Here is a 24548-nt window from a genome sequence, read left to right as displayed (position 1 = left end):
TCAAAGATTAATTAAAAAGACAATAAAGTCATATTTTATATTTTTGATTCATTTCAATGAAACAACCAGTCATGTATTTTAATAAAAACTGACCTTCTTTTTTGTTAGAATATTGAGTTTGTTGTGATGAATCAGAGTCATTATTTTTAATTATCGAATGATCCATATGATAAATACTATATAGATTTTTACGCTTACTAATTAATTTTACTTTTAATAAATCCTTAGTTAAAAAAGTGTTTAATTCTTCAAAACCAATAGGAGCATGATTGAATCTATCTCCTCTTGTACCTTCTCCTGCATTCTTAAAAGTGAAATTAAGTTTAGTTTTATCCTCAAAAAGTAATATTAATGAATCTCCTAATGCAAGAGTGATATCTTCATTTTTTGAATAAAAAGAAATATACACAAAGCCTTGATGATTTATTAAGGTCAGCCCTAAAAAATCATTGGCATTGGAGGTTTCATCTAAATATAATTTAAAATACTGAGTATCTTCAGAACTTACCTTATTTACTTTAATTGTTTTTTCGTCGGTAAATTCGTCTTCAAGCAATACAACTACTGTATCTTCTAATTTAATTCTGCTTTGATTGAATATTGCTTCATCAATCATATTATCATCAATTCTAGTAATAGAAAATATTATTCTATCAAATGAAATAGTTTGAAACAACTTAAAATATACTTTTTCTAATTTACCACTAAAAGGAAGCTTTATGTTAATTAAACCGCTACCATGTATTTTAGAAGTTAAGCAGAATAAAATTTCATTTGCCCTGAAATATTCTCCTTCAGATATGTAATATTCATTTAGATAAAATTTTTCTGAGGAAGGAATTTTTTTATTTATTACAGATTCACAAATATCTTGAGTTAACTTAATATTTTCAAAATTAGTATCATAATCTATAAAGTCATTTACTTTCTTTTTTTGCTCTGATTTAAACCATTTTAAGAACTTCATAAAGTTGTTATGTTAAAAATTTTCATCTAAAAATAACTAAAGATTTTTCTTTCACAAAGTTAATTTTGGTTTAAATTATTTACGTATTGTTCAAATTAGCTAAAATATTATTTAAATGAATTCAAGATAGTGCTACCCAGAAATTAAATATAGTTGTCAATTCTATTTTTTTGGCACTCTCAAAATCTTCTCCATTTTTCGTCCTTTGGCAAGTTCGTCAATCAACTTATCCAAATAGCGGGTTTTTCGAGTCAGTTCGTTATCAATTTCTTCAATTCTGTAACCACAAATCACACCTTTAATAAGCGGCGCGTTTGGATGTAGCGTGGCTTCTTCAAAAAAAGTTTTAAAAGTTACTTTCCGATCAATCATTTCCTGAATCTTTTCATCATCAAATCCTGTAAGCCAAGTAATCACTTCATGCAATTCTTCTACAGTTCGCCCTTTCTTTTCTACTTTGGTAACATAATGCGGATATACCGAAAAAAACTTCATATTGGCAATACGCTCATTGTGTTCAGCTGTAACTTTCATCTTTAAAAATTTTATAATTAAAACTAATGGAATTCTTTTGCAATACAAAATCATCACACAAATTATTGTAATTTGTGAACAATTGTCCGAACTAACCTGTAATAAAACCAGTCGCATGCAAAAAATATATATACTATTACTAGGAATACTACTTATTTCCTGTGGAGAAAAAAAAGCAAAAAAAGAAACCTACAGTCTAAAAAAAGGTTCTTGGCTTGTAGCGTTACAAGTACAAGATGAAAAAGAATTACCATTTATTTTCACGACAACTTCAAATGGAATCGAAATTCACAATGCTACCGAACGAATTCCTGTGAGCGATATTACCATCAAAGACGATTCAATTATCATAAAAATGGACGTATACGAAGGTGTTTTACGAGGAAAATTTACTGATGAAAACACGATTTCAGGAGAATTTGCCAAAGTTTCCTTAGATAGATATGTGCCTTTTTCCGCAACTTTTGGCGAAACGAAACGTTTTCCGAATGGTAACACTGACGCTGTAGCGGATATTTCTGGGAACTGGGAAACCGTGTTTAGTCCAAATACAGAAGCCGATCGTTATATTGCCAAAGGAATTTTTCAACAGAACGGAAACAACGTCACAGGAACATTCCGAACAACTACAGGTGATTATCGCTACCTAGAAGGAACTCTTAATGGAAATCAATTACAAGTCTCTACGTTTGATGGCGCACATGCATTTCTATTTACAGCAACGGTCACAGACAGTACGATGATTGGCGAATTTCAATCGGGAAATCATTGGAAAGAACCATTTATCGCAAAACGCAACGAAAACTATGAATTACCTGATGCTAAAACATTAACGTATCTCAAAGAAGGATATGATACATTTGATTTTTCATTCCCAGACAGCAACGGAAAAATGATTTCACTTTCAGATGAAAATCTACAAGGAAAAGTACGAATCGTACAAATTATGGGAACTTGGTGTCCAAACTGCTTGGATGAATCTACGTATTATGCCAACTATGCAAAAAATAATCCTGAAGTAAAGTTTGTCGCACTAGCATTTGAATATGTTAAAACGAAAGAAAAAGCATTCAACAGCATTCAGCGTTTGCAAAAACGATTAAACATTCCATATCCAATCTTATTGGCACAATTTGGAACATCCGACAAGAAAAAAGCGCAAGAAAAATTACCGATGTTAAATCATGTACTATCATATCCGACGACAATTTTTATAGACAAAAAAGGAAAAGTTCGACGCATTCATACAGGTTTTAATGGACCTGCCACAGGCGACAAGTATCTCAACTTCAAAAAAGACTTTGAAAACTTTATTTCAGCGCTTCAAAACGAAGAATAATTACGGTTTAAATGATTGATTTGTAAGGTATAAACGTAAAAATGCATTTAAAACAATAAGTCAACAATTTGTTAACATAAAATTAGGAATGTAATTGTTAAAACGAAGTATTTTTAGTGTGTAGAAATAGAAACCATGCCAAAAATATTTTCAGATACAACTATCAAAATTCACATATATGATATCTCAAAAGATATCCGACAAAACGTCTTCTTTCCGTTCGGAATTAAGACGTTTTTTTTTGAGAGCATATAAAATTATGTTTAGTTGCTTTAGAATGTTTGCCGTATAGTTTCACAACTAATAAACACAACCAAAATAACTCACATGAAGAAACTTTTACTCTGGCTATTTTTAGCCGTAAGCATCACAGCGTATGCACAAATTCCATCGTATTACAACGATGTCAATCTATCTCAATCGGGAACAGATTTAAAAGACGAATTGGCAACCAAAGTGATTTCAACACACACAACCTACTTATCGTACACGCCTGGCGTTTGGAACGCATTGCAACAATCGGATGTAAATCCAAACAACAGCAACGAAGTCATCTTAATTTACGGTCATAATGACAATGACGGAAATGTAAAAACCGACAGAACACGTGGAAAATATGACAATGGCGGAAGCGTAGGCGATTGGAACAGAGAACACGTATTTGCAAAATCATTGGCAAATCCAGACTTGGGAACTTCTGGAGCAGGAGCAGACGCACACAATTTGCGTCCGTGTGATTTTCAGCAAAATTCCACTCGTAACAACCGTAAATTCGGAACAGGAACTGGAGCTGCAGGATTCATCAACTCTAATGGTGATTGGTATCCTGGAGACGAATGGAAAGGCGATGTTGCACGTATGATTATGTTCATGTACATACGTTACGGAAATCGCTGTTCACCTATAAATGTAGGAACAGGAAGCTCAGTAAGTATTGACAACAATATGATTGATTTATTTTTACAATGGAATGCAGACGATCCAGTTTCTACCTTTGAAGCTTCTCGTAATGATGTCATAGCAAACATTCAAGGAAACAGAAATCCGTTTATCGACAATCCAGCATTTGCAACTCAAATTTGGGGCGGTCCACAAGCAGAAGACAAATTTGGAAATGGTGGCGGCGATTCTGGTGATGGTGGCGGAGGAAATCCTGGCGGAAGTACAGACGATTTATTTTTCTCAGAATACATTGAAGGTTCATCAAATAACAAGGCATTGGAAATTGCCAACTTCACAGGAAGTACTGTAAACTTATCTAGCTACACAATTAAAAAACAAACCAATGGTGCGGGAAGTTGGTCTTCGCCATACAGTTTGTCAGGAAATCTAAGCAATGGAAATGTATATGTAATAGCGCACAGTTCTGCGAGTTCTACCATAAGAAATCAAGCAGATGCCACTACAGGAACTGCAATTATTACCTTTAATGGAAACGATCCTGTAGGATTATTCAAAAACAATGTCTTAATCGATATTATTGGAGATTTCAATGGCGGAAGTTCTAACTTTGCACAAAATGTAACTTTGCGTAGAAAAGCAAGCATCACGAGTCCGAATACAAGCTACACAGAAGCAGAATGGGATGAATATGCTACCGATACTTCTTCAAACTTAGGTTCACATTCAGTTAATGGTGGCGGAAGCGGAAGCGGAACAACAGCAGGAAGTACAACTGTATTACACGAAGGTTTCTTTGAATCTGGCTTAGATGGTTGGGTTGATGGCGGCGGCGATTGTTACCGTTATAGCGGAAGCAGATCGTATGAAGGAAACTACTCTGTACGTATTCGTGACAACTCAGGAACAGCCTCATCAATGACATTAAATAATGTAAATGTTGCTGCGTATGATGAAGTAGAAGTAGAATTCTATTTCTATGCATACAGTATGGAAAGCGGAGAAGACTTCTGGTTGCGTTACTACAATGGTTCTAGCTGGCAAACGGTGAGAGCGTATAGAAGTGGAACAGATTTCCAAAACAATAACTTCTACAGCTCAAAAGTGACGTTGAGCAGCGCGAATTATAACTTTACAAGCAATGCCAAATTCAGATTTCAATGTGATGCTTCGGCAAATGCAGATGAAATCTATATCGATCAGGTGAAAATTACGGGTATTATCAACGCTTCCGCGAGAATGAACTCGGAGCCAACCAAATCATCAGACATTACATTATTGTCAGTTTCCCCAGAAGAAGACGAATTGGCTGTTAATGAAGATTTTACCATCTATCCCAATCCTGTCGTAAATCAATTAGAAATAAAGATTTTTGCTGCAGAAAATGCTTCTTACAAAATCCACAATTTATTTGGACAAGTAGTAAAAGTTGGAAACTTACAAAACAAAACACTCAATGTGAGTAACTTAAAAGCAGGAATGTACATATTACAAGTAAACGATGGAGACGAAATTTTGACAAAGAAATTTATGAAGAAATAAACGTTCAATCAAAATATATGAAGAAAGCCTTGCAATTTTGCAGGGCTTTTTGCTTACGAATGATTAAATTTACGATATGCGAATAACTCTTTTTATCATCAGTATCATCTATTGTTTAAACATAAACGCACAAGATTTAAAAAAGCACCGTTGGGAACACAGAATCTTAATCGTGAAAATGCCAAGTGTAAATTCTAAAGAAGCACAAGCACAACTCAAAGAAATCAATATGTCGCAAGAAGGAATGATTGAACGAAAATTAGTGCTTTACACCATTATCGAAGATGATTTCATTTTTATGAATTACGAAAACTGTCAGCTCAATAACAAAGGGAAAGTATCTAAAAAGATAAAGAAAATCTTAAATTCGAAAGATGATTTTGAAATACTTTTGATTGGTTTAGACGGCGGAATCAAACTGCAACAAAACACTGTATTAACCAAAAAAGCATTATTCAATAAAATAGACGCTATGCCTATGCGTAGTAACGAACTCAGAAGAAAGCAGCAAAAAAACTAACATAACGAGAGTTCGACGTAAGAATTTTAGTTTGAAACTTTTCTTTTCCGCAGTATAGCAGGAGTTTTTTGTTAAAAATTTTCGAAGCCTTGGAGAAATGTTAATTCATGAACTCCATAACTGAAAATAGAGCATGGTGAACTAAAATTTAGAAAAACTCATGCGGTTTTAGTTTTTCCATAAGAGAAAAACTAAAAATACCTCTGGAAATCAAAGATTCATGAGTTCCATAATTGGAAATAGAAATCATACGAACTAAAAGTTCCCTTTCTTTTGTTGATGCCTGTGCTGAACTTGATTCAGTATTCTTTGGGTAAGCAAAGAAAATGAAAATAAAACCTTAAAAATGAATTGTATAGCAGAATTATTTCTAAAATTACTATAAATATAAATTGAATGATTTATATCGAACTGACGTTAACATATCTTTCTATGTTGATGACTTTTAAAAATGTTAATTAACATTTTGATTCTTAAGATTAACAAAGTTATAACAAGCGTACACGCATTGAAATCCTAACTTGTTTTCACAAACCTAATTAACTCACCTAAAATTATGAAAGCAAAAATTACATACATTGCTGGCTTTGCTATTTTTATATTCTTACTCACAAGTTCTACAGTATTTGCACAGCTAAACACACCACGCGGAAGCCAAAAAGCTACAGTTTCTCAAACCGTTGGAATCTCTACAATTGAAGTTACCTATTCAAGACCAAAAGTAAGAGAACGTGAAATTTGGGGGAAATTAGTTCCATACGGAATGAATAATCTCGGATTTGGAACCGCAAAAGAATCGCCTTGGCGTGCAGGAGCAGATGAAAATACCACAATTACGCTATCACATGATGCGAAAATAGGAGGAAAGCCTATCAAAGCAGGAACGTACGGACTACACATGATTATCAAAGAAAATGACAAAGCAACGATTATCATTTCTAGCAATAGCAATTCTTGGGGAAGCTACTTTTATAAACCTTCTGAAGATGTATTGCGCGTAGATGTACTAACTACTAAAATTCCGCATGAAGAATTATTAACGTTTGATTTCATTCAAGTAAACCCAAATTCGGCAACTTTGGCTTTACAATGGGGAACAAAAGAAATTCCTTTTAATATTAGTTTTGATGTAACGAACATTGTTTTGGCAGATATTCGTAAAAAAATGCAAGATCAACCAGGATTCAGTCGTCAAACTTGGGAACAAGCTGCGGCGTTTTCGCTTAACAATGGTGGCGACTTAAACGAAGCGTTAACTTGGATTAATAATGCAATTTCAGGACAATTTTACAGCAAGCAAACGTTTAATAATACACAAATAAAAGCTGCAATCTTGATGAAACAAGGTAAAAAAGCAGAAGCTTTATCTGCTATGGATGAAGTATTGCCAATTGCAACCGCACTTGAAATTCATGGCTACGGACGTCAACTCATTGCACAAGGAATGAAAGACAAAGCGATGGAAATTTTTGAATACAATGCAAAAAAACACAAAGGAACTTGGCCTGTACATTACGGAATGGCAAGAGGATATTCAGCTAAAGGAGATTTTAAAAAGGCAATAAAACACTTAGAAAAGGCGTTAAAAAATGCACCAAATGCTCGTAGTAAAGCAAATGTTCAAGCAAATTTGGACAAGCTAAAAAAGGGAGAAGATATCAATTAGAAAAATGAAAATTGCTATATGAATGAGAATCAATCACCGTCATTCATCACATATAAAAAGCGTCTGTCATTACGATAGACGCTTTTTTTAGTAAATTATTCTGATCTTTTTTTGAATTCTTCATTGTGAATCGAACAACGAACTATTCAACTTATAAACTTTTTGTTATTTTCTGTTGATTCGTTTTGGGTATATTTATTGCAAACCCTATGAATCGTCTTTGCGAGGCGAAAGCCAAAGTAATCTGTTTCTAGGAATATTCAGTTTTTCTAAGAAACAGATTGCCACACATTTTTTCATTTCCGTTACGCAAACTGTAAAATGCTCGCAAAGACGTTTCTTTTTCAATAGAGTAATTTGATAATGTAATAATTTATCCCAAATTTTAATGTGAAACTGAACTTGATTCAGTTTGACGTAGATAAAAAACACCAAAGAAGAAGAAAGAAATCTAACAAAGGAATCTAAAAGCGTTCACACTGAGCTTGTCGAAGTGAAGCGATCTAACAATCTAATATTCTAAGAGCGCTAGCGAGTCTAGACTACACATGCTGATCCATCAAAATCACATTTCCATCAGGATCTTTAATCACAAAACTTGCTGGACCAGAAGTACTTTCGTCAGCTTCTGTAGCAAATTCAAAATTTTTCTCTTTCAATTCTTTTTGAATCTCTCTAACATCTGTGAACGATTCTAATGGTTGTGCATCTTGCGACCAACCAGGATTAAACGTCAGAATATTATCTTCAAACATACCTTGAAAAAGTCCAATAACAATCTGCTCATTCTTCATAATAAGCCAATTCTGTTCAATATCTCCGTGGAATTTGGTAAAACCTAAATTCTCATAAAAAGCTTTGGAAGCGTGAATGTCTTTTACGGCAAGACTCACCGAAAATGCACCTAATTTCATATTGTTTTGTGTTGATTCGTAATAAGGTTTGTTTAAAAATACAATTTTTTTGGATTTGTTTTTTGATGATCTGTGAATCTGTTCTTTGTGTATTCGTTTTCTGTTGATTTGTTTTTATGTGTATTCTAGAATCGTCTTTGCGAGAATTTAGAAGAAATTCGTGGCAATCTGTTTCTAGAAATATTCAGTTTTTCTAAACAGATTGCCAAACATTTTTCGATTTCCGCTACGTGAACTGTAAAATGCTCGCAAGACGTTTCTTTTTAATGAAGTAATTTGATAATTTGAAAGTGTAACAATCGATCTTTAAATTTTATGTGAAACTAAATCAACTTCACACATGTGTAAGTCATTTGTGAAAATCATCAAAACAAAGAGAAAAAAAGAAAAACAATTCGTGAATTCGTGACAAAACCTACAAATTCATCATTCTTAAATTTAAACTTACTGATAAAAGATTCAAATTCAAACAACTTGCTTACACACAAATATTCAATATTATCTAGGCTTCTTAAAAAACAAAAAATACTATCAGAAACAACCTTGAATCCTTGAATTGAGCGAAGCGAACCTAACTAATATAATTCCAAATATTCTTATGTTTTACCAATTGCGCAAAGGTATAGCGAACAGCTTTATGCTCTGGAGCCATCAAACTCGGATCAGCTTTTAAAACTTGTTGCGCAAAGTAACGCGCCGTTTTAAGAATATCATTATCCTTTACAATATCTGCAATTTTCAAATTCAACACGCCACTTTGTTGGGTTCCCATAATATTTCCTGGACCGCGAAGTTTCAAATCGACTTCTGCAATTTCAAATCCATCGCTCGTGCGAACCATTGTTTCTAAACGTGTTTTTCCATCGGCACTTAACTTGTGACTTGTCATTAAAATACAAAAACTTTGTTCTGCGCCACGTCCTACGCGACCGCGTAACTGATGCAATTGTGACAACCCAAAACGTTCGGCACTTTCAATAATCATAACAGAAGCATTCGGAACATTTACACCAACTTCAATCACAGTTGTAGCCACCATAATTTGCGTTTCTCCTTTGATAAAACGATTCATTTCAAAATCTTTATCGGCAGGTTTCATCTTTCCATGTACAATTGAAATTTGATAATCAGGCATTGGAAATTCGCGTGCAATGCTTTCATAACCATCCATTAAATCCTTATAATCCAGTTGTTCTGATTCTTGAATGAGCGGATATACGATGTAAATTTGTCGTCCTTTGGCAATTTCATCACGAATGAATCTGAATACCTTCAAACGATTGCTATCGTAGCGATGAACGGTTTTAATGGCTTTTCTTCCAGGTGGCAATTCATCAATCACAGAAACATCCAAATCGCCATACAAACTCATGGCAAGCGTTCGTGGAATCGGCGTTGCAGTCATTACCAAAATATGTGGTGGAAACGTATTTTTATGCCATAATTTAGCACGTTGCGCCACGCCAAAGCGATGTTGCTCGTCAATAATTGCCAAACCAAGATTTTTAAATTGTACTTTATCTTCCAAAATGGCATGTGTTCCAATAAGAATATGCAGCGATCCATCTTCTAACATTTCGTGAATCACACGTCTGTCTTTCGTTTTTACGGAACCTGTCAACAGCTTTACGTTCAATCCTAATGGTTTTACTAACTCCATGATACCGTTGTAATGCTGAATTGCCAAAATTTCCGTTGGAGCCATAATACAAGCCTGAAAATCATTATCAATCGCTAATAACATAGACATGAGTGCGACAATCGTTTTTCCAGAACCAACATCACCTTGCAACAATCGGTTCATTTGTGCATTGCTGCCTAAATCATTCCGAATTTCTTTAATCACACGTTTTTGCGCATTGGTAAGTTCAAAAGGCAAATGATTTGCATAAAATTCATTAAACTTTTCACCAACTTGATCGAATGGAAACCCTTTTATTTTGCTTTTGTGGATGAGGTTTTTGGTAATAAGTTGAATTTGAATGTAAAAAAGTTCTTCAAACTTCAATCGATATTGTGCTTTCGCTAATAATTCTTGACTTTTTGGAAAGTGAATATTGAACAATGCTTCCGTTTTGGAAATCAATTTCAGTTCATTCAAAATAGTTGGAGGCAAGGTTTCATAAAACTGCGTGCGTGATTCTATGAACAATTGTTGCATCAACTTATTAATCACTCTATTTGTAATGCCTTTGTTGTTTAATTTTTCTGTGGAAGGATACACAGGTTGCATCGCAGTTCGTAGACTTTGCTCGTGTTCTTTAAGCAATTCCATTTCAGGATGTGGCATAGAAAACGTTCCGTTGAACCAATTCGTTTTACCAAAAATCACGTATGGCGTGTTCAGTTTTAAACTGTCTTTAATCCATTTGTGTCCGCGAAACCAAACCAATTCCATTTCGCCAGTAGCATCCACAAAAGTGGCAACCAAGCGTTTTCCGCGTTTTTGCTGTACCATTTTGATATGCACAATCTTCCCAACAACTTGTACTTCCGAAGAATTTCGTTGCAATTCGTTGACTTTAAAATAGCGAGTTTTGTCAATATATCGATTTGGAAACAGGTTGATGAAGTCTTGATACGTATGTATTCCAAGTTCTTTACGAAGCAAATCGGCACGGTTTGGTCCAACGCCTTTTAAGTAATCGATAGGAGTTTGTAATACGTTTTTATTCATCAATTCAAAAGTAAGTCAAACAGAATTGTGAAGCAAACGGAATTGTCATTCCTATATAGGCAGGAATCTATTTTTGATTGAAAAATTATTCCATTTGAAGCATTTTATCAAAAAACAAGTAAAGAATTTTTAATTCAGCTAATTAAAAAACGGATACAGTCAATCCAAAATAATATCAAAAGGTATCTTCACGCAGAATTATTAAAACACTACATGAAAGCATCAGACGTATTTATCAAAGCACTAGAAAATGAAGGCGTAGAATATATTTTTGGACTACCAGGAGAAGAAAACTTAGATATTTTAGATTCCATTCGTAAATCAGACAAAATAAAATTTGTACTTACACGTCACGAACAAGGCGCAGGTTTTATGGCTGCAACTTACGGAAGACTTACAGGAAAAGCAGGAGTTTGTATGTCAACATTAGGACCAGGAGCAACAAATATGGTAACACCAGCAGCGTATGCACAACTTGGCGCAATGCCTTTAGTAATCATTTCTGGTCAAAAACCGATCAAAGAAAGCAAACAAGGAAATTTTCAAATTATAGATGTGGTTGAAATGATGAAACCACTCACAAAATATACCAAACAAGTTACCAACGGCGATCAGATTTCGGCGATTACACGAGAAGCATTTCGCTTGGCGCAAGATGAACGTCCTGGCGCAGTTCACATAGAATTCCCTGAAGATATTGCTAGAGAAGAAGTAAAATCTCCTCAAATATTTGATGTTGTAAGTGTTCACATACCAAATGCTACATCAGCTTCTCTAGAAAGAGCTTCAAAGATGATAGAAAACGCAAAAATGCCACTATTATTAATTGGAGCAGGAGCAAATAGAAAAAGAGCTTCCGAAGCATTGAATTCATTTGTAGATACCATTGGAATTCCATTCTTCAACACACAAATGGGAAAAGGAATTATTGACGAACGTCACGATTTATATCTAGGAACTGCAGCGTTATCAGACAATGATTTTATTCACGAAGCGATCAAAAGTGCCGATTTAATTGTAAATGTTGGACATGACACGATTGAAAAACCACCTTTTTTCATGCATCCTGATAACGAACGTAAAGTAATTCATGTAAATTTCTTTCCCGCAGAAATAGATGAGGTTTATTTTCCGCAATTAAATGTCATTGGCGATATCGCTTACAGCATCAATCAGCTTACAAATGCTTTACGACCTGTGGCAAAATCATGGAACACGGATTTTTTTATGAAAATAAAGAAGCATGTTACAGAACGTTTGGCAAAATATCAAAATGACGATCGTTTTCCAATCTTACCTCAACGTTCCGTAAAAGTAATTCGAGATAGTATGCCTGATGATGGAATTGTAACATTAGACAACGGAATTTACAAAATATGGTTTGCACGAAACTATCCAACGTATGTACCAAACGGATTATTGCTAGACAACGCTTTGGCTACCATGAGTGCAGGATTGCCTTCTGCAATGATGGTAAGTGAATTATATCCAGAAAAAAAAGTAATTTCAATAAATGGTGATGGCGGATTTATGATGAATTCACAAGAACTAGAAACTGCTGTGCGACTCAACTTAAATTTAGTCGTAATTATCTTAAATGACAACGCATACGGAATGATTCAATGGAAACAAGAAAAAGATGATTTAGACAAATATAGTCTCGATTTCAAAAATCCAGATTTTGTAAAATATGCAGAAAGTTTTGGCGCAACAGGATATCGTCCGGAATCTGTTGTAGATTTTACAAACGATCTTGAAACGGCACTTAATACCGATGGCGTTCACTTGATCGATTTGGCAGTAGATTACTCGCTAAATCACAAAATACTAAATGTATTACTAAAAGAATATTCAGAAAATATAAAAAAATAATCCTATGGAAACTACAAAAACAATCAATCCTGCTACAGGCGAAGAAATTGCTTCCTACGATCGAATAACTGCTGACGAAGCAAAAGAAAAAATAGCCAAAGCAAACAAAGTATTTCAATCTTGGAAAAATGAAAGTTTTGAAAAGCGTGCAAAATTAATGCACAAACTCGCAGATATTTTAGAAAATAACACTGACAAATACGCAACATTGGCAACGCAAGAAATGGGTAAAATCATTGGTCAATCGCGAGGAGAAGTTGAAAAATGTGCACGAATCTGTCGTTATTACGCTGACAATGCCGCTTCATTATTGGAAAACCGATCTGTGGAAACAGAAGCATCAAAAAGTTACGTAACATTTCAACCTTTGGGCGTTTTATTGGCGGTAATGCCTTGGAATTTTCCATTCTATCAAGTCATTCGTTTTGCCGCACCTGCGCTTATGGCGGGAAATACTTGTGTTTTAAAACACGCTTCCAATGTACAAGGTTGTGCATTTGCTTTAGAAGAAATGATTGAAAAAGCAGGATTTCCAAAAGGAATTTTTGCCAACTTAAACATCAGTTCGGATGCTGTAGAAGAAGTTATTGAAAACGAACACGTAAAAGCTGTGACCTTAACGGGAAGTGAACCTGCGGGACGATCTGTTGCCGCTATTGCGGGAAAAAACTTGAAGAAAACGGTGATGGAATTGGGCGGAAGCGACGCGTATATCATTTTGGAAGATGTCGATTTGGAAGAAGCTACCGATTTAGCAGTATTTGGAAGATTGCAAAACAACGGACAAACGTGTATTGCTGCGAAACGTTTTGTGGTTGTAGATAAAATATACGATGATTTTCTAGAAATGTTCACAGAAAAAATGCAAGCTAAAAAAATGGGCGAACCAATGGATGAAGATACTTTTCTTGGTCCGATGGCACGTGCAGACTTGCGTGACGAATTACACGATCAAGTAGAAAAAACGGTGATTCAAGGTGCACGATTGGTAATTGGCGGAAAAATTCCGAAGCAAAAAGGCGCTTATTATCCTGCAACCATTCTTGCAGAAGTTGAACCTGGAATGGAAGGATTTGACAATGAATTATTCGGTCCTGTTGCTTCAGTCATCAAAGCGAAAAACGAAGCACATGCTATCGAATTAGCGAACAATTCTACTTTCGGATTAGGTTCAGGAGTTATTACGGGAGACAAAGATCGTGGTGAAAAAATTGCTTTGCAACTTGAAGCAGGAAACAGTTTTGTAAACAAACTTGTCGTATCTGATCCGCGTTTGCCATTCGGAGGCATAAAAAACAGCGGTTACGGACGCGAACTTTCCGGTTACGGAATTAGAGAGTTTACCAACACAAAATCTATTTGGATAGATTAACAAGTATGAAACAATAACCTTAAATAAAGAATTTACTTTTAATTAATTCACCCTAAAAACGCTGAAGTCCATAAAAACCAAACGACTAAATTCTATCACTTCAGCGTTTTTTTAAGACAAAACCAAAGCCGAAATCGATCTGATTTCGGTTTTAGTTTTATAAAATTTTTTTTGAAAATTGATTCTAACTAAACATTAAAAATCTTTTGGATGATTTTGAGGCTAAGTAAGAAAATTGTAGTTTTAAAAATAACTAAATTCTTAAATAAAAACAGGTTTGGTTATAGTAGAAATATACCGAATTTGGTATATGCATATGTTATGCCACATTAAGAATGTAACAAATTAAAAAACTTGATGTCCTTATTGAAACTCAAATCAATGAATATTAGAACTCAATTAAAATTATCTGTTTTACTTTTTATAATTCTGGTTTCTTGTCAAAAAACATTGAAAAATAAAACCATTGACGGAATTTGGGTTCAAGAAGGTTATGGTAGAATGATATCAATCAAAGATTCCATTTACACTTATTTCAACACAACCGAAAACTCCTGCATACCATTGATTTCGAATGGTAATATAACCCATAGATTTAAAATTGTAGATTTCAAAGATGATAAACTTATTTTGAACCCAGGTGGGATTGTTGATTATCATTTCAAAAGGATAGACAAACTTCCTGAATATTGTATAAATCACGACACAAATAAAAACAATTCACCTGAACTAAACTTTGGTGTTTTATGGAATACTTTTGACAAACACTATGCGTTTTTCGAACAGCGGAATATTGACTGGGACAGTGTAAAAATAGAATCCCAAGAAAAACTAAACAACATTCAATCCAATAAGGAATTATACAATTTTTTCGCAGATATTTTAAATAGCTTTAATGACGGACATATCAGATTAGATGTACCAGATTCATTGAGAGTAAAAAACAATATTAGTAAAAAGAGTGATAACATAAAATCAAAAAAGGAAGTAATAAACGACATTCTATCTACTTATTTGAACAGTTTCAAGGGATATAATAATGGAGTTATACAATGGGGAATCCTAAAGAATGAAAATATAGGTTACATTGTAGTTACGGACATGAACAATTTCTCTAATTACATTCCAAATCAAGATTTATCAGTAAAGCAGTTTGACAAAGAATATGAAAAAGTTCTGGAAACTAAATCTGGCATTACTCAATTAGATGATGAGCTTAATGGAGTAAACTTTATTATGAACCGAGTATTATCGGATTTAGTAGAAACTAAATCCATAATTATTGACTTGCGATTTAACGGAGGTGGTTATGAAATAGTTGCATTAAAATTATTGAGTTATTTCATTAAAGAGCAAAAACATATTCTATCAATTAAAGCAAAAAAAGGAAATAATTACACAGATGTGCAAGAACACATTTTAAATCCAGCAAAAAACGTTTATCAAGGGAAAGTAACAGTATTAACGAGTCATAATACAGCGAGTGCCGCCGAAATTTTCGCTCTTGGTACAATGGCGTACCCTGAAATAAAACGTTTTGGCTCTTCAACTAATGGAATTTTCTCAGAAATTTTATGGAAAAGCTTACCTAATGGCTGGGAGTTTAGCTTATCTAATGAAGTCTATAGCGACCCTAAAGGAAATATTTATGAAATTTCAGGAGTGCCACCCGAATATAAAATTGACTATTCAAAAAACAGAACCGATTTTTATAACAGTTTTTATAAAGGAAATAAGTTTAAAGATATTGGAATTGATAAAATAGTAACGTGGCATAACACGGGTAACCGTTGAACAACCCAATAATCTGATAAAAACTGGCTGATTTTAGTCCTTTTAAGGAAGTATTTATTTTCCCTATTCATATTTAAAAATTAGTACCGCTTAAAAATCCAGCTATAGTTGCCAAATAGTGCCTTTATTTTGAAAATGACCAAAGTTAGTATAGAAATTTTGTTAATGTGGCAATTTGATAATTTGAAAATGTATCAATTAGTTTCAAACAAAACTCTATTTCTTCTTAGAAACACATTCAACATTCAACATTCAACATTCAAAATCCAAATCAGTTAAACCAAACGGCATAACGTTTTCTGCGCAATTCCATCGCTACCATTTTCTCCATTTGCAATGCTTGATGTCGCGTTGGCAACGGATCAATATGATTGTACAAACTCGGACGTAAATACAAACCGTATTTTTCCACAATATTCGACGAAAGTCTGTGCCCTTTTTTATTGCGATAACCTATTTTATGTTGCTGAAAACGTTCTCTCGGCGTTTTACTCGTCATTCCGACATACAAACATTGCAACACACCATTAAATTGCGGATTTGCCAATCTAAACTTTGTATTTTCCGTAAAGACACGTTTAGAAAGTTCTACGACATATATGCGATATTCTGTTCTTGGCATAAGGAGTTGTGAGATTTTAGTAGTGAGTTATTTTATAGTTAGAAAGCAAGTCTAAAACTTTATTAACGTGGCAATTTGAAAATTTAAAAATGTATCCATTAGTTTCAAATAATGCTCAATTTCGTCTAAGAAACATATTTAATATTTATTAAGATAAAATAATGATCTCAGAAACAAACCTTAAATCCTTAAATCATTGAATCTTTCAATTAAGCAAAGCGAATTACAATTCCATCGACAAAATCGCCAAACACATTTTAATTCCTTGTGAAATGTTTCCGATACGAATGTTCTCGTTTGGATTGTGCTGATTATTGTCCATATTCACCATCGGAACAATAATCGCAGGAATATCCAATACTTGTATCGCAGGTGTAATTGGAACGGTTCCGCCCATTGTTCGAATCATAATCGGTTCTTCGCCAAACTCGTTGGCAATAGTTTGTCGTAACTTCTTTCCAATAAAGGAATTGATATCCGTTCGAAAAGCATTGATACCAGCATTTGTTTGAATCGTCGCTATTTTAGCATGTTTTAAACGCTCTCTTGCTGTTGGTGTACGCGATAATATTAAATATCCTTGTTTTTCTAGATGTTTTTTAACTTTTTCAAGTTGAATAGCTCCATCCGTTTCCTTTACCAAACGCACATCCAAATACGCCGTAACAATCTCAGGAATAATGGTTTTCAAGCCAGGACCTTTCCAAGAAGTTTCAATATGGCGCACATTCAATGATGGATATTGCAACGCTTCTTGATAACTTCTTCCAACATTATCTTGTTTCACAATGCCCAAATCTGCCTGAATCTTTTGATTGTCGTCAGGAACTTGTGCAAGCAACTTTTGTGTTTCCGCATCTAAGCGAATTCCATCATAAAAACCAGCAATCTGCACTTTTCCTGTTTCATCTTTCATACTTGCCAACAAATGCGACATTTCAAACACAGGATTTGGCGCGTAGTTTCCATAATGTCCGCTATGTTGCGGCAATTTTGCGCCGTACACACTAATATTTATCGTCGCAATTCCACGACAGCCAAAAGTCAACGTCGGTTTATTCGTTGGATGCGCTGGTCCGTCCATAATAATCAAATAATCGGCAGCGTAGCGATTTTTATACTTTTTCAATGTATTGAGAAAACCTTCCGAGCGTGTTTCTTCTTGTAAATCGAGAATGATTTTTACATTATATTTTAAATTTTGTTGTTGCTTCTGAAGAAACTCTAAAGCAGACAACATCATAATAATCGGTGCTTTGTCATCTGCGGCGGCGCGAGCAAACACACGCCAATTGGGATCAATATGCGTTTTTATGCGCGACCAATTGATAATTTGCCAATTGCCTGCTGCATCTTGTTCCTTCAACACAGGACGAAAAGGATCTTTTTGATTCCACTTCCGTGGATTAACCGCTTGTCCATCCAAATGCAGGTAAAATAAAATTGTTTTTGCTTGTGGATCAATTTCTTTTTCCGCCAAAAAAACAGGCAAAGTAGCAGTTTCTAAAACAGAAACTTTAAACTGTAGTTTTTCAAAGGCATTTGTCACCCAATCTACATTTTTCATCATATTTGCTTCGTCGGAAGCTACATTGGGAATGCTCACCAATTCACGATGTTTCTCTAAAATAGTTGGAAGTTCTTCTTTAATTTTCGCGTCCCAATCCGTTTGTGCAATGGTAAAATGGGCAGAAAAGTAGAGTAGGAATATAAGTGTATTTTGAAATCGTTTTTTCATAGCAAAGTAAAGTAGTTTTTTAGCATTTTCTACTTTCTTCACAAGATACTAAAATTGGAATTTAAAACCCAAAAGCAAAGCGACCTAATATCCAACACCTAAATACCCAACACCCTAAAGCACATATTCCTCAAAAATAGCCTCTAATTCCTGTTGCGGATCATCTGTTAAACCAGCATGTGTTGGCGAACACAAAATCATCGTACTTTTGGAAGCGGCTAACCAACGAAAACGATCTGAAACTTCAAATTCGCCAATGGCGCCACCATGCGGTGTTCCTTTGCAGATAGCTTCCCAAGCTTTTAGATATTTGGTGACTTCTTCCAGTGTGATTTCGCATGAAAATGCAGCCAATTTTTTAGGATCAACGTGATATTTTAGATTTAAAAACCGTTTGCGTTTAGAAAATACAATCACGCCAATATTAAAGAATTCTTCACGCTCAACTTTGGGCATGAATCGTATGATTGCGTATTCGAAGGTTACTTTATCTTGCATTTTCCGCTTCTTTTACAAGTGAATCAATCATTGCCAATTTGGCTTCCAAGTAGCTTGTGTATGCTGTTCTCATTTCGTCAGGAGACAAGTCATCAGCTTCGTGTGCTAACCAATCTTCAGGAATAGTTTGTATAATTTCTGCAATCTTTTCTTTGGTAATTAGTTGAAGAAATTCTTTGGCAACTTCATCTAATTGTGTTGCTTGCGTTAACAATACATGATTTTTTATCAACGGAAAAGTGCGTGTCAAATGATTTTCCCAGGTTGCCCAATTGTGATGAAAGTAGAAACTTGCGCCATTATCAATAACCCACAATTCGTTGTTCCATTGCAGTAAATTAGTGTTTTTTACCGTTCTATCGATATTGCTAATAATACTATCTAACAAAACCACTTTGGAAGCTGTGACTGCATCTACCGTAGTGACCAAAGGATCAAATGTGATTGCGCTTGATAAAAAGTGTAATCCTAAGTTCAATCCGACACTAAATTTTAGTAAATCCTGAATTTCTTCATCGGGTTCTGTTTTGCTGAATGAATCGTCTAAATTCATAAAGACCAATTCAGGAATCTTCAAACCGACAGTACGCGCGAGTTCGCCACCAATCAATTCAGCAATCAATGCTTTTTTTCCCTGTCCTGCACCACGAAATTTTAAAACGTACAGAAAATCGTCATCTGCTTTTACAATTGCAGGAAGCGATCCGCCTTCACGCAAAGGTTTTATATATTGAACCACATTTACGGTTCTGATGTCAAGTGAATTCATCTACTTTTTTGAGCTGTACTATTGTATTAATCTTCTTTAAATTCGTCTGTAAAGGAATCGTCCCATTTAAAAGAATTTATCAGCCAACCTTCGTCACTTTTGTAATACGTAAATATGACACGCATAGCATGAAATTTATGTCTGATGATATACGTTTCTCTAATAGCAATGTCTTTAATCGTTTCTCTTTTAACTCTTAAAAACCCTATCGATTTCCCAAAGCGTTGCTCAATAATATTCACATATTTCAATGTTTTTTCTTCCAAGGCTTCAATTTCGTTATATGGTAACGGCCAATACGGAGTAATTAAATCAAAAGATTCAGAAATATCTCCTTTGGTAAATAATTGCATAACATTTTTTGAAACAGCTTCTGTTTCGGCAACATTTTTCATGTACTTTTCTTGCGCGTTTACTTGTAGACTAGCACAGAGTAAGAATGTTGCAATCAATAATTTTTTCATAAGTCAGTAGTTTTCTCAAATGTAATAACTTTATACGCAATCATCAAGAAAGTTTTTACAAGTCTAGCACAAGCTTCACAATTGTAATAATTGTTGTTAACTTTTTTAAAACTGACGACAAAAGAGAAATAATCTATTTATTTTTATACCTTAAAACCCAATCTGTGCCAATAAAACTTCCACAAACGCTTTCCTTTTTTCTATTATTTTTATGTTGTTCGCATATGTTAATGGCTCAATATGTGATAGAAGGCACGGTAATCGATCAATCGACGAATATTCCACTAGCAAATGCAATTATTCAAAATGTGGAATCGAAAGCAGCAATAACAACAAATGCAAGAGGAACGTTTTCTATTGTTACAAAAAATACTGTAGATACAACATTACGTATTTCGCTTAAAGGTTACCAAACACAAACAGTATTGGTATATACAGGCAAAAAGATAGTTGTTGCGCTGTTTCCAACGACAAATGCTTTGGATGAAGTGATTGTAAACGGAATTACCATTCAACAAAAACTAAAGCAAACTACCGAAGCGGTTGCTGTTGTAAACGAACGTGAAATTTACAGCGAAAACACCGTGCAACTAGCACCAATTTTAAATAGAGTTCCAGGTGTTTTTATGCAAAGTGGTACGTTAAACACGAATAGAATTACGATTAGAGGAATTGGCGCGCGAAGTCCATTTTCTACGGCAAATATTCGTGCCTATTATGCAGATATTCCGCTAACAGACGGAAATGGCGAATCGGCAATTGAAGATTTAGAATTAGCCACCATCTCACGTATGGAAATTCACAAAGGACCTTCTTCGAGTAGTTACGGTGTTGGTTTGGGCGGAACTATTTTATTATATCCTGAATATGCAAAATATAATGCGTCAAGCGCGAATTTATATACAACGGTTGGTAGTTTTGGCTTGTTTAGAACGGTTGCCAAAGTCTCGCATGGTGGCGAAAAAGCGAATGTAAACTTAATTTATAGCAATACACATTCTGACGGCTATCGTGATAATAATTCCTTAGATAAAGCTACGGCGACGATTACTTCAAATTGGTTTGTAAATGATAAAAATGAACTCTCTTTTATCGGAAATTATACAAGTTTAAAAGCATTTATTCCAAGTTCATTAAACAGAGAAGATTTTGAAAATTCGCCAAGAAACGCAGCAACTATTTGGCAAAATGCACGCGGATTTGAAGATGTTAAGAAAACACTTTTTGGAATCAATTGGAGTCATCATTATAATGAAACCTTCACACAGAAAACGAGCGTATTTACAAGTTTCAACAATAATTACGAACCACGACCTTTTAATATTTTAGAAGAAAAAGCAACTACATTTGGAATAAGAACACGATTGTTAGCGACCAAAAACTTTGAAAATAGTTCGTTGAAATGGTCTGTTGGTGGCGAATTATTTTTTGATGATTACAACGCAAAACAGTTTGACAATCTGTATCAAGATTTTCCTGATGGTACGGGAAGTGTTGCAGGAGATATTTTGTCAGATATTGATGAAAATAGAAATTATTTTAATCTCTTTGCAGAGGCAATTTACACAAGAAAAAAGCTAACGTTAAGTTTAGGATTGCATTTGAATCAAACAAAATATACGGTTCAGGAGCGACTTAATGCTTCAACAGAAGAAGATTTTACCTTTGATGCGATTGTTTCTCCAAAATTAGGAATCAATTATGCTATTTCAAACAATTTCAATCTTTTTGGAAACATTGCGCACGGTTTTTCTACACCAACAACGGCAGAAACATTATTTCCAAATGGAGCATTCAATCCAAATATTAAAGCAGAACGTGGCTGGAATTTTGAAGTTGGTTCACGATTCCATACAAAAAATAGAAAATTGACAGGTTCAGTTTCAATTTACAGTATGGCGGTAAGCGATTTATTAGTGAATAGAAGAACCGAAACCGATCAAAATATTACGCTCAACGCAGGAAGAACAGCACATAATGGAGTAGAAGCAGCCGTTCGTTATGAGTTGCTTCGCGATAAAAATATCACAGTCTATTCGCATGTAAATGCAAGTATTAATGATTTTAGTTTCAAAGAATTTACGGAAAATGACACAAATTTTTCAGGGAATGACTTAACAGGAGTTCCTAAATCTGTTGTAAATTTAGGAATTGAAGCGTTAAGCACAAAAGGTTTTTACGGACGATTCGATTTTCAAGCTGTTGGCGAAATGCCTGCAAACGACGAAAATACCGTGTATAGCGATGCTTTTCAGTTGTTAAATGGCAAAATTGGCTATCAAAATTCGATAGGAAGTCAGTTTCGTTATGACATATCAATTGGCGCTAATAATATTTTTGATAAATCATATGCGTCACAATTACAAGTGAATGCGTTTGGAAACGATACAAATGCACGTTATTTTTATCCTGGATTACCGTTCAATATGTATGGCGGAATTCAATTAGCATATAAATTATAAAAACTATAACCATCTATATTATGAAACAGTCTTTTAGTTTCCTCGTTTTAGTCACATTTTTCTTTATTTCTTGTGGGCAAAAGCAAAAAGAAGTAGCCAAAGCAGATACGAATCAACAGTTCCGCTAACGGCCATAAAAACCACTGAAGAAATCACAAAAGATCAAGAAAATTACAAAGCAGAACTGGTTGTTGATGGCATTGAGGTTCCGTGGGGAATGACCTGTTGCCAGATGGTAGTATGTTGGTCACAGATCGTTCAGGAGAATTGTATCATGTGAAAAATGGTCAAAAAACTTCGATAAAAAATGTGCCGGACGTCTTTAACAAAAATCAAGGAGGTTTGCTAGACGTGATGATTCATCCAAATTATAAAGCGAATGGTTGGATTTACATTACATATTCTATTGTAGATAAAAAGGAAAAAGGTAGTCATACTGCGTTAATTCGAGCAAAACTCAAAGACAATGCATTGACTTCTATTGAAAAATTATACCAAGGAAGTCCAAACGTAAACACTGCACATCATTTTGGTTCGCGTATTACTTTTGATAGTGATGGATATGTTTATTTTACTATTGGCGATCGCGGAAAACGTGATGTAAATCCGCAAGATATTACAAAAGATGGTGGAAAAGTATATCGTTTGCACGACGACGGACGTATTCCGTCAGATAATCCTTTTGTGGGACAGAAAGACGCAAAAGAAGCAATTTTCTCGTACGGACATCGTAATCCACAAGGAATGGCAATCAATCCGCGTACAGGACAAGTTTGGGTGCACGAGCACGGACCGCGCGGTGGAGACGAGATCAATCCTGTAAAGAAAGCTGTTAATTATGGTTGGCCAGTTATCACTTACGGAATTAACTATAGCGGAACAACAATTACCGAAGAAACAGCTCGTGAAGGTATGGAACAACCGTTGTATTATTGGGTTCCATCTATCGCGCCAAGCGGAATGGCATTTGTTACAAGTGACGTATATCCTGAATTAAAAGGGCATTTATTGGTTGGTTCTTTAAAATTTCAATATTTAGAATTATTACTACTTACGCAGGATGAAAAAGTTGCAAAACGTGAGAAACTACTCAACGGAATTGGTCGTGTGCGTTCGGTTCGTCAAGGTCCTGATGGTTATATTTATGTTGGAATTGACGGAAAAGGCGTATATAAAATGGTTTCGAATTCATCTAAAAAGAAAACTACAACAACAACTGAAAATGTTGCTACTACTGAAACTTCCGACAAAGTTGAAGAAACAACTAAAAAAGAAATCACAGAAACAACTAAAACACTTGATACTACCAAATTAGTCAGCGAAAGTGAAAAGATTGAAAAAGGTGTTGATAAAGAGGAGCTAGCAAATGCAGATAAAGAAGCATTAGAAACCGAACAAATCACCAAAGAAATGGCTGATGATACAGCTAAAGCTACCAAGCAAAACGATGCGGTAATGGAATTTGAAAAAATTGCTAACACAGATAAAGCTGAGTATTCAGAAAGTATGAAACGCGGAAAAGCAGTATATAACAATTATTGTGCACAATGTCATATGGTAAATGGAGAAGGAGTGAAGAATGCATTTCCGCCATTGGCAAAATCAGATTGGTTAAGCGATAAAGTAGTGGCAAGTATACATTCTATCAAATATGGATTGAAAGGAGAAATTACCGTAAATGGTAAAAAATACACAGGAGTCATGGCACCTTTAGGTTTGAATAACAAAGAAATTGCAGATGTCATGAATTATATTTCTAGTTCTTGGGGAAATAAAACTCCAAATTTTTACACTGTGAAAGACGTTAGAAACGTTAAAAAATCAGAGAAATAATTACAAGCTTACGAATATTTTATATGAAGACCTCAAAATCAACATTTTGAGGTTTTTTTATCAAC

General features: G+C 34.6%; 18 protein-coding genes. 9 read left to right on the top strand and 9 right to left on the bottom strand.

Translation table 11 applies throughout. The features are described from left to right. Positions 1-28: 28 nt before the first annotated feature. Both KAOT1_RS06040 and KAOT1_RS06035 read right to left on the bottom strand, forming a co-directional pair. A complete protein-coding gene (locus KAOT1_RS06040) occupies positions 29-967 on the bottom strand; it encodes a hypothetical protein (RefSeq protein ID WP_007093856.1) in 939 nt (312 codons plus the stop codon). 162 nt (positions 968-1129) lie between these two features. Next, positions 1130-1501, bottom strand: a complete 372-nt coding sequence (locus KAOT1_RS06035) for a DUF2200 domain-containing protein (protein WP_007093855.1) — start codon at positions 1499-1501, stop codon at positions 1130-1132. A 115-nt stretch (positions 1502-1616) separates the two neighbouring features. Between KAOT1_RS06035 and KAOT1_RS06030 the strand changes: the two genes are divergently transcribed. From KAOT1_RS06030 to KAOT1_RS06015, 4 genes are all read left to right on the top strand, one after another. Beyond that, positions 1617-2840 (top strand): peroxiredoxin family protein, encoded by a 1224-nt coding sequence (locus KAOT1_RS06030; RefSeq protein ID WP_007093854.1) that lies wholly within the window; start codon positions 1617-1619, stop codon positions 2838-2840. A 327-nt stretch (positions 2841-3167) separates the two neighbouring features. Continuing rightward, positions 3168-5282: an endonuclease gene (locus KAOT1_RS21920; protein WP_007093853.1), complete on the top strand. Its 2115-nt coding sequence runs from the start codon at positions 3168-3170 to the stop codon at positions 5280-5282. A 76-nt stretch (positions 5283-5358) separates the two neighbouring features. After that, entirely contained in the window at positions 5359-5802 is a 444-nt protein-coding gene (locus KAOT1_RS06020; RefSeq protein WP_007093852.1) for a DUF4174 domain-containing protein, read from the top strand. A gap of 556 nt (positions 5803-6358) precedes the next feature. Continuing rightward, positions 6359-7468, top strand: a complete 1110-nt coding sequence (locus tag KAOT1_RS06015) for a DUF2911 domain-containing protein (protein WP_007093851.1) — start codon at positions 6359-6361, stop codon at positions 7466-7468. Between the two features lie 542 nt (positions 7469-8010). Here the strand turns inward: KAOT1_RS06015 and KAOT1_RS06010 are convergent. Beyond that, positions 8011-8382, bottom strand: a complete 372-nt coding sequence (locus tag KAOT1_RS06010) for a VOC family protein (protein ID WP_007093850.1) — start codon at positions 8380-8382, stop codon at positions 8011-8013. A gap of 571 nt (positions 8383-8953) precedes the next feature. Next, positions 8954-11059, bottom strand: coding sequence for an ATP-dependent DNA helicase RecG (recG, locus tag KAOT1_RS06005; RefSeq protein WP_007093849.1), 2106 nt, complete (start codon positions 11057-11059; stop codon positions 8954-8956). A gap of 213 nt (positions 11060-11272) precedes the next feature. On the opposite strand from recG, the gene KAOT1_RS06000 reads away from it, so the two are divergent. The 3 genes from KAOT1_RS06000 (at position 11273) to KAOT1_RS05990 (ending at position 16097) form a co-directional block, all read left to right on the top strand. Then, positions 11273-12931 carry an acetolactate synthase large subunit gene (locus KAOT1_RS06000; RefSeq protein ID WP_007093848.1) on the top strand — a complete coding sequence of 553 codons (1659 nt, stop codon included), beginning with the start codon at positions 11273-11275 and terminating at the stop codon, positions 12929-12931. Positions 12932-12935: 4 nt separating this feature from the next. Then, entirely contained in the window at positions 12936-14303 is a 1368-nt protein-coding gene (locus KAOT1_RS05995) for an NAD-dependent succinate-semialdehyde dehydrogenase (RefSeq protein WP_007093847.1), read from the top strand. 381 nt (positions 14304-14684) lie between these two features. Then, on the top strand, positions 14685-16097 hold the full coding sequence (locus KAOT1_RS05990; RefSeq protein WP_162014338.1) for a S41 family peptidase: 1413 nt from the start codon (positions 14685-14687) through the stop codon (positions 16095-16097). Between the two features lie 271 nt (positions 16098-16368). On the opposite strand, the gene KAOT1_RS05985 is transcribed toward KAOT1_RS05990, so the two are convergent. The 5 genes from KAOT1_RS05985 to KAOT1_RS05965 form a co-directional block, all read right to left on the bottom strand. Further along, a complete protein-coding gene (locus KAOT1_RS05985) occupies positions 16369-16719 on the bottom strand; it encodes a hypothetical protein (protein ID WP_007093844.1) in 351 nt (116 codons plus the stop codon). Positions 16720-16942: 223 nt separating this feature from the next. Beyond that, positions 16943-18457, bottom strand: coding sequence for a M20/M25/M40 family metallo-hydrolase (locus KAOT1_RS05980; RefSeq protein WP_007093843.1), 1515 nt, complete (start codon positions 18455-18457; stop codon positions 16943-16945). Between the two features lie 114 nt (positions 18458-18571). Then, positions 18572-18955, bottom strand: coding sequence for a DUF3037 domain-containing protein (locus KAOT1_RS05975; protein ID WP_007093842.1), 384 nt, complete (start codon positions 18953-18955; stop codon positions 18572-18574). Then, the gene (locus tag KAOT1_RS05970; RefSeq protein WP_007093841.1) at positions 18945-19724 is read right to left on the bottom strand and encodes a HipA family kinase; all 780 of its coding nucleotides are present in this window, start codon (positions 19722-19724) and stop codon (positions 18945-18947) included. The genes KAOT1_RS05975 and KAOT1_RS05970 overlap by 11 nt, the downstream gene beginning before the upstream one ends. 26 nt (positions 19725-19750) lie before the next feature. Further along, positions 19751-20188: a hypothetical protein gene (locus tag KAOT1_RS05965; RefSeq protein WP_007093840.1), complete on the bottom strand. Its 438-nt coding sequence runs from the start codon at positions 20186-20188 to the stop codon at positions 19751-19753. A gap of 164 nt (positions 20189-20352) precedes the next feature. Between KAOT1_RS05965 and KAOT1_RS05960 the strand changes: the two genes are divergently transcribed. Beyond that, the gene (locus tag KAOT1_RS05960) at positions 20353-22650 is read left to right on the top strand and encodes a TonB-dependent receptor domain-containing protein (RefSeq protein ID WP_007093839.1); all 2298 of its coding nucleotides are present in this window, start codon (positions 20353-20355) and stop codon (positions 22648-22650) included. 210 nt (positions 22651-22860) lie between these two features. Continuing rightward, positions 22861-24483: a PQQ-dependent sugar dehydrogenase gene (locus KAOT1_RS23730; RefSeq protein ID WP_316927976.1), complete on the top strand. Its 1623-nt coding sequence runs from the start codon at positions 22861-22863 to the stop codon at positions 24481-24483. The last annotated feature ends 65 nt before the right edge of the window (positions 24484-24548 follow it).

Source organism: Kordia algicida OT-1 (assembly GCF_000154725.1).
In the GTDB taxonomy this organism is placed as follows: domain Bacteria; phylum Bacteroidota; class Bacteroidia; order Flavobacteriales; family Flavobacteriaceae; genus Kordia; species Kordia algicida.
Note: the sequence above shows the minus strand (reverse complement) of the source record. Positions and strands in the feature narration are given on the sequence as shown.

What these genes read in the sequence shown, in the direction of transcription:
- KAOT1_RS06040 (WP_007093856.1), bottom strand. Translation starts at nt 967, where the DNA reads ATGAAGTTCTTAAAATGGTTTAAATCAGAGCAAAAAAAGAAAGTAAAT.
- KAOT1_RS06035 (WP_007093855.1), bottom strand. Translation starts at nt 1,501, where the DNA reads ATGAAAGTTACAGCTGAACACAATGAGCGTATTGCCAATATGAAGTTT.
- KAOT1_RS06030 (WP_007093854.1), top strand. Translation starts at nt 1,617, where the DNA reads ATGCAAAAAATATATATACTATTACTAGGAATACTACTTATTTCCTGT.
- KAOT1_RS21920 (WP_007093853.1), top strand. Translation starts at nt 3,168, where the DNA reads ATGAAGAAACTTTTACTCTGGCTATTTTTAGCCGTAAGCATCACAGCG.
- KAOT1_RS06020 (WP_007093852.1), top strand. Translation starts at nt 5,359, where the DNA reads ATGCGAATAACTCTTTTTATCATCAGTATCATCTATTGTTTAAACATA.
- KAOT1_RS06015 (WP_007093851.1), top strand. Translation starts at nt 6,359, where the DNA reads ATGAAAGCAAAAATTACATACATTGCTGGCTTTGCTATTTTTATATTC.
- KAOT1_RS06010 (WP_007093850.1), bottom strand. Translation starts at nt 8,382, where the DNA reads ATGAAATTAGGTGCATTTTCGGTGAGTCTTGCCGTAAAAGACATTCAC.
- recG (WP_007093849.1), bottom strand. Translation starts at nt 11,059, where the DNA reads ATGAATAAAAACGTATTACAAACTCCTATCGATTACTTAAAAGGCGTT.
- KAOT1_RS06000 (WP_007093848.1), top strand. Translation starts at nt 11,273, where the DNA reads ATGAAAGCATCAGACGTATTTATCAAAGCACTAGAAAATGAAGGCGTA.
- KAOT1_RS05995 (WP_007093847.1), top strand. Translation starts at nt 12,936, where the DNA reads ATGGAAACTACAAAAACAATCAATCCTGCTACAGGCGAAGAAATTGCT.
- KAOT1_RS05990 (WP_162014338.1), top strand. Translation starts at nt 14,685, where the DNA reads ATGAATATTAGAACTCAATTAAAATTATCTGTTTTACTTTTTATAATT.
- KAOT1_RS05985 (WP_007093844.1), bottom strand. Translation starts at nt 16,719, where the DNA reads ATGCCAAGAACAGAATATCGCATATATGTCGTAGAACTTTCTAAACGT.
- KAOT1_RS05980 (WP_007093843.1), bottom strand. Translation starts at nt 18,457, where the DNA reads ATGAAAAAACGATTTCAAAATACACTTATATTCCTACTCTACTTTTCT.
- KAOT1_RS05975 (WP_007093842.1), bottom strand. Translation starts at nt 18,955, where the DNA reads ATGCAAGATAAAGTAACCTTCGAATACGCAATCATACGATTCATGCCC.
- KAOT1_RS05970 (WP_007093841.1), bottom strand. Translation starts at nt 19,724, where the DNA reads ATGAATTCACTTGACATCAGAACCGTAAATGTGGTTCAATATATAAAA.
- KAOT1_RS05965 (WP_007093840.1), bottom strand. Translation starts at nt 20,188, where the DNA reads ATGAAAAAATTATTGATTGCAACATTCTTACTCTGTGCTAGTCTACAA.